Source organism: Brevundimonas sp., from assembly GCF_032107865.1.
In the GTDB taxonomy this organism is placed as follows: Bacteria; Pseudomonadota; Alphaproteobacteria; order Caulobacterales; family Caulobacteraceae; genus Brevundimonas.
Genome location: NZ_DAMCNG010000013.1, coordinates 21,999 through 29,605 on the forward strand (window position 1 = coordinate 21,999; position 7,607 = coordinate 29,605).

Consider the following 7,607-nt stretch of genomic DNA (forward strand, 5'->3'; position numbering starts at 1 on the left):
GGCAAGAAATGCCAAAATCACGATGACAACGCCTTCTGACAGCACGAAACGACCCAACAACCGCTCTGCGGCCGTCACCCAGGGCCCGAACCGGGCTGCGGCGCGGTCCTATCTGCGCGCGGCGGGGATGCAGGACGCCGATTTCGACAAGCCGATGATCGGCATCGTCAACACCTGGTCGACCGTCACGCCGTGCAACATGCACCTAGACCGTCTGGCCAGGGATGTGCGGGCCGGCATCGTCGCCGCAGGCGGCTATCCAATCGACTTCAACACCATCGTCGTCACCGACGGCATCTCCATGGGCACGGCGGGGATGAAGGCTTCGCTGATCAGCCGCGAAGTCGTCGCCGATTCCATCGAACTAGCCATCGAGGGGCATCAGCTGGACGGCGTTGTCTGCATCGTCGGCTGCGACAAGACGATTCCCGCCGCAGCCATGGCCCTGGCCCGCATGGATATCCCCGGTCTGGTCTATTACGGCGGCACCATCCTGCCCGGCGTCATCGGCACGAAGGAAGTCTCGGTCCAGGAAGTCTTCGAGGCCATCGGCGCCCACGCCGCCGGTTCGCTGGACGATGCGGGCCTGAAGGCGGTCGAAAGCGCGGTCTGTCCTGGCGCCGGGGCCTGCGGCGGCCAGTTCACGGCCAACACCATGGCCATGGCCCTGTCGATGATGGGGATCAGCCCCATGGGCGCCAATGACGTGCCCGCCGTCGATCCGGCCAAGGGCGCCGAGGGCGAACGTTGCGGCCGCCTGATCGTCGAGCGCGTCTTCGCCGGGGACACCGCCCGCAAATACATCACCCGCGCCAGCCTGAAGAACGCGGCCATCGCCGTCTCGGCCTCGGGCGGATCGACCAACGCCGTCATGCACCTGACCGCCATCGCGGCCGAGGCGGGCGTCGATTTCGGCGTCGAGGACTGCCACCAGGCCTGCGTCGAGGCGCCGGTCATCTGCGACCTGAAGCCCGGCGGCCGTTTCCTGGCCTCGCACCTGTATGCGGCGGGCGGCACGCGCCTGGTCGCCCAGCGTCTGGCCGAGGCGGGCAAGATCGCCAACGTCCCGACCGTCTCGGGCCGCAGCCTGTTCGCCGAAGCGGGCGACGCCGAGGAGCAGCCCGGCCAGCAGGTCGTGACCCGCTTCGAGACCCCGGTCATGGCGCGCGGCTCCTACGCCGTCATCTACGGCGATGTCGCGCCGGAAGGCGCCGTCATCAAGCTGACCGGCCACAAGGTCGACCGCTTTGAAGGCCCCGCCGCCGTCTTCGACTGCGAGGAAGACGCCTTCCACGCGGTTCAAGACGGGTCGGTCGGCGAAGGCGACGTCATCATCATCCGCTACGAAGGCCCCAAGGGCGGCCCCGGCATGCGCGAGATGCTGCAGGTCACCGCCGCCCTGAAGGGCCGCAAGGTCGAAAACGTCGCCCTGCTGACCGACGGCCGCTTCTCGGGCGCCTCCTACGGCTTCGTCGCCGGCCACGTCTCGCCCGAGGCGGCGGCGGGCGGCCCCATCGCTCTCATTCGCGATGGCGATCCGATCGTCATCGACGTCACCAACCGAAGGATCGATGTGCTCGTCGATCTGGAGGCGCGCCGGGCGGACTTCGCCCCCAACCGGATCCGCCCGGCGCAAGGCGTTTTCGCGAAATACCGCGCCGCCGTCGCCTCCGCCTCGCAAGGGGCCGTGACCATTCCCAATCCGCCGCCGGCCCAGATCCCCGCCGATCTGGCCGCCCGCTCCACCGAAACCGCTGCTTCTTAAGGACGTCCTTCCATGGCCATCACCATCTACACCAATGAAGACATCAAGCCGGGCGCCATCGCCGGGCAACGCATCGCCGTCATCGGCTACGGCTCGCAGGGCCGCGCCCACGCCCAGAACCTGAAGGATTCGGGTCACGACGTGATCGTCGGCGTTCGCCACGGCGGTACGGGCTGGAAGCATGCGACCGAGGACGGCCTGGCCACGGCCGAGCCCGCCGAGGCGGTCAAGGACGCCGACATCATCGCCATCCTGACGCCCGACATGATCCAGAACGAGATCTATCGCGACGTCATCGAACCGAACGCCAAGCCGGGCTCGGCCCTGCTGTTCGCGCACGGCTTCTCGATCATCTACGACCGCATCACCCCGCGCGACGACATGGACGTCATCCTGGTGGCCCCCAAGGGGCCGGGCGATCTGGTCCGCCGCGAGTTCGCGCGCGGTCGCGGCGTCCCCTCCCTGTTCGCCATCGAAAAGGACGCGACCGGCAAGGCGCGCGATCGCGCCATGGGCTACGCCAAGGGCATCGGCGGGGCGACCGGCGGCCTGCTGGAGACCTCGTTCCGCGAAGAGACGGAGACCGACCTGTTCGGCGAACAGGCTGTCCTGTGCGGCGGCGCCAAGGAGCTGGTCATCCAGGGCTTCAACACCCTGGTCGAGGCCGGCTACCAGCCCGAGATCGCCTATTTCGAATGCCTACATGAGCTGAAGCTGATCGTGGACCTGTTCTACGAAGGCGGCATCTCCAAGATGCACCACTTCATCTCGGAAACGGCCAAATGGGGCGCTGTCGCCTCTGGCCCGCGCGTCATCACCGACGAGACCCGCGCCCGCATGAAGACCGTGCTGGACGAGATCCAGAGCGGCCAGTTCGCGCGCGAATGGATCGCCGAGAACGAGGCGGGCAAGCCGAAATACGAGGCCCTGCTGACCGAGGATCGCGCCAGCCAGATCGAACAGGTCGGCGCCCGTCTGCGCGACCGCATGGCCTGGCTGCAGACGGCCAAACAGGCCGCCGCCTGAACCTATATATATATAAAGAGAGACTGATCCGATGAGCGCCGCCGCGCCCGCCCTGAAAACACCCCCCGCCCCGGCCGTCATGACCGGCGCGCGCCTGCTTGTCTCCAGCCTGGAGCGGATGGGCGTAGAGGTCGTGTTCGGCTATCCCGGCGGCGCCATCATGCCGATCTACGACGCCCTGACCGGCTCGTCGCTGAAGCACATCCTGGTCCGCCACGAACAGGCCGCCGCCTTCGCCGCCGACGCCTATGCGCGCCTGAGCGGCCGGGTCGGGGTCTGCATGGCGACGTCGGGCCCCGGCGCCACCAATCTCATCACCGGCATCGCCAACGCCATGATGGATTCGGCGCCGATGGTCTGCATCACCGGCAATGTCCCCCAAGGGGTCATGGGCACCGACGCCTTTCAGGAGATCGACATCCTGGGCGTCACCCTGCCGATCGTGAAACACTCCATCCTGGTTCGTGACCCCGCCGAGATCCCGGCCGCCATCGAACAGGCTTTTCACATCGCCGCCTCGGGCCGCCCCGGCCCGGTGCTGGTCGACCTGCCCAAGGACGTCCAGTTCGCCGAAACGGCCGCCCCGTTCGGCTTCAACATTCCCAATGAGACGACGCAGGCGGACGCCGACGCCATCGCCGAGGCCGAGCGTTTCATCCGCACGTCTGAGCGCCCGCTGATCTACATCGGCGGCGGGGTGAAGATCGGCCGTGCGACCGAGGCCCTGCGCGCCTTCGCCGAGACCACCGGCATCCCCGCCGTCGCCACCCTGAACGCCCTGGGCACGGTGCCGACCGACGCCCCCGGCTTCCTGGGCATGCTGGGGATGCACGGCACGCGCGCCGCCAATGAAGCGGTTCAGGCGTCCGACCTGCTGATCGTCATGGGCGCCCGCTTCGACGACCGCGCCACCGGCAAGCTGGCCGAGTTCGCCCCCCACGCCCGCGTGGTCCATTTCGACGCCGACGCCTCGGAGATCGGCAAGCTGCGCGAGACCCACGTGGCCGTGGGCGGCGAGATCCGCCCGGCCATCGAAGCCCTGACCGAGCGCTTGGCGTCTGCCCCTCTGGCCATCGACCCGTGGGTCATCCGCTGCGCCTCGGCGGCCGAGCGTCACGCCGCCCGCTATGACGCGCCGGGCGAAGGCGTCTACGCCCCCGCCCTACTGAAGCAGTTGTCCGAAATGGCGGGCGACCGCTTCGTCGCCGCCTGCGACGTCGGCCAACATCAGATGTGGGCCGCCCAGCACTGCCGCTTCGCCCGGCCCGAAGCTCACATCACCTCGGGCGGTCTGGGCGCCATGGGCTTCGGCCTGCCCGCCGGTCTGGGCGCCCAGATGGCCGACCCCGAGGCGGTCGTCGTCACCATCGCCGGCGACGGCGGCTTCATGATGAATGTCCAGGAGCTGGCGACCCTGCGCCGCTACGGCGTGCCGCTGAAGATCGTCCTGCTGGACAACGCATCGCTGGGTCTGGTGCGCCAGTGGCAGGAGCTGTTCTTCTCCGAGAACTATTCCGAGATCGACCTGTCCGACAATCCGGACTTCGTGAAGGTGGCCGAGGCCTTCGGCGTCGAGGCCTTCCGCATCGATCGCCGCGATCAGGTCGAGGCCGGTCTGGCCCGCCTGCTGGCCGCTGAAGGCGCCTGTCTGGCCCACGTCGTCATCGACCCCAAGGAAAACGTCTGGCCGCTGGTGCCGCCGGGCAAGAGCAACGCTGAAATGATGGAAGGCGCATGAGCATGAGCGACACCATTCACATCCAGATCGACCGGGCCGACGGCTCGCTTCAGCGTCTTATCGGCCTTGTGGAGCGCCGCGGCTTCCACATCGACGGCATGAGCATGGCCCCCGATTCTGAAGTGGAGGGCGCGATGCGCCGCATCGCCCTGACCGTTCGCGGGCGCGACGCCGCCCGCTCCATCGACAACCTGGGCCGCCAGATCGATCGCCTGTTCGGCGTCGCGCGCATCCAGGCCCAAACCTTCCAGTCCGAGGCTGCATGATGTCCCGAGTAGAACGCGTATCCAGAACCGCCCAAATCGCGGCGTCCGACCCCAACCGCGTCATCATCTTCGACACCACCCTGCGCGACGGCGAACAGGCGCCGGGCTTCTCCATGTCGGCCGAGGCCAAGCTGAAAATGGCCCATGTCCTGCGCGACCTGGGCGTGGACGTGATCGAGGCGGGCTTCGCCGCCGCCTCGCCGGGCGACGAGGAGTGCATCCGTCGTGTGGCGGGCGAGATCGAGGGACCGGTCTTCGCCTCCCTGTCCCGCGCCAACGAGAAGGACATCGACGCCTCCTTCCGCGCCCTGGCTCCGGCGCCGAAATCGCACCGTCGCTGCCACGTCTTCCTGGCGACCAGCCCGATCCACCGCTCGGCCAAGCTGCGCATGAGCACCAACGAGGTGCTGGCCACCATCTCGCGCACGGTGGAATACGCCGCCTCCATGTTCGACGACGTGGAGTTCTCGGCCGAGGACGCCTTCCGCACCGAGCCGGAGTTTCTGGTCGAGGCGCTGACGGCCGCCGCCGACGCGGGCGCCCAGACGCTGAACGTGCCCGACACCGTCGGCTACGCCACGCCGGAAGAAGCGCGCCAGCGGTTCGCCTATCTGGACGGGATCATCCGCCCGCGCCACGCGGACGTGATCTTCTCCTCGCACTGCCACAACGACCTGGGCCTGGCCGTCGCCAACTCTCTGGCCGCGGTCGAAGGCGGGGCGCGCCAGATCGAGGGCGCCATCAACGGCATCGGCGAACGCGCCGGCAACGCCTCGATCGAGGAGGTCATCATGGCCCTGCGCACCCGCGCGGACCGCTATGGGGCGACCGTCGCCGCCGAGAGCCGCCACCTGGTGCGCGCCTCCCAGACCCTGCGCGACGTGACCGAGACGGTGATCGCCCGCAACAAGGCCATCGTCGGCCTGAACGCCTTCGCCCACGAGGCCGGGATCCACCAGCACGGCATGATGGCCGACGCCCGCACCTACGAGATCATGCGTCCCGAGGACGTCGGTTTCGAGGGCAGCTACTTCGTGCTGGGCAAGCATTCCGGCCGCCACGCGGTCGGCAAGCGGGCCGAGGCCCTGGGCCATGTGCTGGAAGGCCAGCGCCTGGCCGACGTCTTCGCCGGCTTCAAGCAACGCGCCGACCAGATCGGCGAAATCAATGACGCGGAACTGACCGCCATCATCGCGGCCGTCACGGCCTCCGCACCACAGGATACGACCTATGCAACCGCTGGCTAAGAACATCTGGATCAACGGCGAACTGATCGCGTGGGAAAAGGCCAAGATTCACGTCATGAGCCACGCCCTGCACTACGGCACCTCGGTGTTCGAGGGCATCCGCGTCTATGACACGCCGAACGGCCCGTGCGGCTTTCGCCTAACCGACCATATCCGGCGCCTGTTCGACAGCGCGCGCATCTACCACTTCCCCATGCCTTATAGTGAGGACGAGCTGGTTCAGGCCTGCAAAGACGTGGTCCGGGCCGAAGGCCTGCGCTCGGCCTATCTGCGCCCGCTGGCCTTCCTGGGCGAGTGCGGCATGGGCGTCAGCCCTTCGGCCGAGACGATCCGCAGCGATGTGATGATCTCGGCCTTCGCCTGGGGCGCCTATCTGGGCGAAGAGGCGCTGGAGAAGGGCGTCGACGCCTGCATCTCCAGCTGGAACCGCGTGGCGCCGAACACCGTCCCGGCGGGCGCCAAGGCGGGCGGCAACTATCTGTCCTCCTATCTGATCGGGCGTGAGGCCCGCGTGCGCGGCTTCGGCGAAGGCATCGCCCTGGGCGCCGACGGCCTGTTGTCCGAGGGGGCGGGCGAGAACCTGTTCATCGTCAAGGACGGAGTGCTGATGACCCCGCCCGCCGCCGCCTCCATCCTGCAGGGCATCACCCGCGACAGCGTGATGAAGTTGGCGCGCGGCCTGGGCTATGAGGCGCGCGAACAGGTGCTGCCGCGCGAGGCCCTCTATGTCGCCGACGAGGTCTTCATGACCGGCACGGCGGCCGAGATCACCCCCGTCCGCTCCATCGACGGCATCATGACCCGCGCAGGCGGCCCCGGCCCCGTGACCAAGGCGGTCAACAAGGCCTTCCGCGGCCTGTTCGACGGCACCACGCCCGACCGCTTCGGCTGGCTGGAGCCCATCGGCGAGGCGGCCGCCGCCCCGGCGAAGGAGCGCGCGCATGAGCCAGCCTAAGACCCTGTATCAAAAGGTGTGGGACCGGCACGTCGTCGTGCCGGAAACCACCGAGACTCCGGGCGTCATGTATGTGGACCTGCACCTGGTCCACGAAGTCACCTCGCCCCAGGCCTTCTCCGAAATCGAGGCGCGCGGGCTGAAGGTCCGCCGCCCGGACCGCACCTTCGCCACCCTGGACCACTCGACCCCCCCCCTGCCCGCCGGGCCCGACGGTCAGCTGCCCTATGTCACCGAACAGGCGCGCTCAGACCAGCGCGGCGTGGTTCACGTCATGGGACCGGAGCTGGGCCTGACCCAGCCGGGCATGACCGTCGTCTGCGGCGACAGCCACACCGCCACCCACGGCGCCTTCGGGGCGCTGGCCTTCGGCATCGGCACGTCGGAAGTGGGCCATGTGCTGGCGACCCAGTGCCTGCTGCAGCGCCGGGCCAAGGCCATGCGGGTGACCGTCGACGGGCGCTTGCGCCCCGGCGTGTCCGGCAAGGACGTGGCGCTGGCCGTCATCGCCGCCATCGGCTTCGGCGGCGGCACCGGCTACGTCATCGAATACGCTGGCGAGGCCGTGCGATCGCTGGACATGGAAGGGCGCATGACCCTGTGCAACATG

The 7,607-nt window shown here is 68.5% G+C and carries 7 protein-coding genes; all 7 read left to right on the top strand.

Annotated features, from left to right (window positions below; genetic code table 11):
• Positions 1-22: 22 nt before the first annotated feature.
• Positions 23-1,765, top strand: a complete 1,743-nt coding sequence (locus tag RT567_RS02590) for a dihydroxy-acid dehydratase (RefSeq protein WP_292060057.1) — start codon at positions 23-25, stop codon at positions 1,763-1,765.
• Positions 1,766-1,777: 12 nt separating this feature from the next.
• Positions 1,778-2,791, top strand: coding sequence for a ketol-acid reductoisomerase (ilvC, locus tag RT567_RS02595; RefSeq protein WP_200168347.1), 1,014 nt, complete (start codon positions 1,778-1,780; stop codon positions 2,789-2,791).
• A 31-nt stretch (positions 2,792-2,822) separates the two neighbouring features.
• A complete protein-coding gene (gene ilvG, locus RT567_RS02600; protein ID WP_313574106.1) occupies positions 2,823-4,529 on the top strand; it encodes an acetolactate synthase 2 catalytic subunit in 1,707 nt (568 codons plus the stop codon).
• Between the two features lie 2 nt (positions 4,530-4,531).
• The gene (locus RT567_RS02605) at positions 4,532-4,795 is read left to right on the top strand and encodes an ACT domain-containing protein (protein ID WP_292060058.1); all 264 of its coding nucleotides are present in this window, start codon (positions 4,532-4,534) and stop codon (positions 4,793-4,795) included.
• Positions 4,795-6,042: a 2-isopropylmalate synthase gene (locus RT567_RS02610; RefSeq protein WP_292060059.1), complete on the top strand. Its 1,248-nt coding sequence runs from the start codon at positions 4,795-4,797 to the stop codon at positions 6,040-6,042. Before RT567_RS02605 ends, RT567_RS02610 begins: the two co-directional genes overlap by 1 nt.
• Entirely contained in the window at positions 6,026-6,997 is a 972-nt protein-coding gene (locus RT567_RS02615) for a branched-chain amino acid transaminase (protein WP_292060060.1), read from the top strand. Before RT567_RS02610 ends, RT567_RS02615 begins: the two co-directional genes overlap by 17 nt.
• Positions 6,984-7,607 (top strand): aconitase family protein (locus tag RT567_RS02620; protein ID WP_313574109.1); only part of this gene is annotated, 624 nt, incomplete at its 3' end. The genes RT567_RS02615 and RT567_RS02620, both read left to right, overlap by 14 nt.